This window comes from Gluconobacter sp. Dm-62 (assembly GCF_018256155.1).
Classification (GTDB): Bacteria; Pseudomonadota; Alphaproteobacteria; order Acetobacterales; family Acetobacteraceae; genus Gluconobacter.
In genome coordinates, this window is sequence record NZ_JAERLY010000049.1 from 1 (window position 1) to 1,313 (window position 1,313).

Consider the following 1,313-nt stretch of genomic DNA (forward strand, 5'->3'; position numbering starts at 1 on the left):
AGAGGTGGCTCCGTCTGTTTGGACAGTTTTTGGGTTTGAATAAGCTATACCCGGTTGTTGTCATGCCGCCATTCTGACGGCGCTGCTGTTAGCCCTCTGGTCCGGGGTTAACCCCGGACCAGAGGGCGTCGGCACGTCATGATACGCCTCATCGGGCGTGCGTCCAGCCAGTGCCGCGTGCGGACGCTGCCCGTTATAATGGGTGATCCATTTCGTGAGCCCCACTCGAAGTTCTGATCCGGTCTCAAAGGCGTGCAGGTAGACGCATTCGTATTTCAGCGACCGCCACAGACGCTCGATGAACACGTTATCCAGCCAGCGCCCACGTCCATCCATGCTGATGCGGATCTGACGCTCTTCCAGGAGCCCGGTAAAACGGGGCGTCGTGAATTGTGAGCCCTGGTCAGTATTGAAAATTTCCGGGGTGCCGTAGCGCATCAGCGCATCTCGGAGCGCCTCGATACAGAACTCCGCGTCCATCGTGTTCGACAGACGCCAGGACAGGACCTTGCGCGTGAACCAGTCCATGATGGCCACGAGATAGAGAAATCCCCGTTTCATGGGGATATACGTGATGTCGGAACACCAGACCTGGTTGGGCCGGTCGATGACCAGATCCCGCAGCAGATACGGATATTTCCGATGCTCCGGATGCGGCACACTCGTGCGTGGCTTCTGGTAGATCGCCCGCAGCCCATAATCGCCATGAGCCGCCGGACCCGCTTGCGACCGACTTCATGTCCCAGGCGGCGCAGATGCCATGTCATTTGCCGCGAGCCATATACGGCGTTTCCAGGAACTGGGCGTCGATCAGCCGCATCAACGCCAGATTGGCCTCGTTCTGTGGCACAGGCCGATAGTACACGCCCGACCGGTTGAGTTGTAGCAGCGTGCACTGCCGCACCACCGATAGCCGAGGTCGCTTTAGGTCGATCATTTGCCGCCTCTGATCACGCCCAACCGAGCAGAGGCATCGCGTAAAAAATCCCGTTCCACGAGAAGCTCGCCTATCTTCGCGTGTAGTTTCTCCACATCAGCAGGGCTGACCGGGGGATCAGACACCGTCTTCCCCGAAAAGGTTGCCGCCATGCCCTCGACTGCCTGGCGCTTCCACTGAGCAATCATCGTCTGATGCACACCATGTTTCGAAGCCAGTTCCGCCAGCGTCAGCTCCCCGCGGATCGCCTCCAGCGCAACCCGTGATTTGAACTCCGCTGCATACCTCTTGCGCGTAACCTTGCCCATAAAACCCGTCCTCTCTCAGGTCGGATTATAGCTTAGACACCTGTCCGAAAAATGGGGGCCACCTCTGG

At 58.7% G+C, this 1,313-nt stretch carries 1 pseudogene; it reads right to left on the bottom strand.

The window, feature by feature from the left end:
• Positions 1-60 precede the first annotated feature (60 nt).
• Positions 61-1,245 (bottom strand): annotated as a pseudogene (locus JK202_RS16155) (IS3 family transposase).
• Positions 1,246-1,313 lie beyond the last annotated feature (68 nt).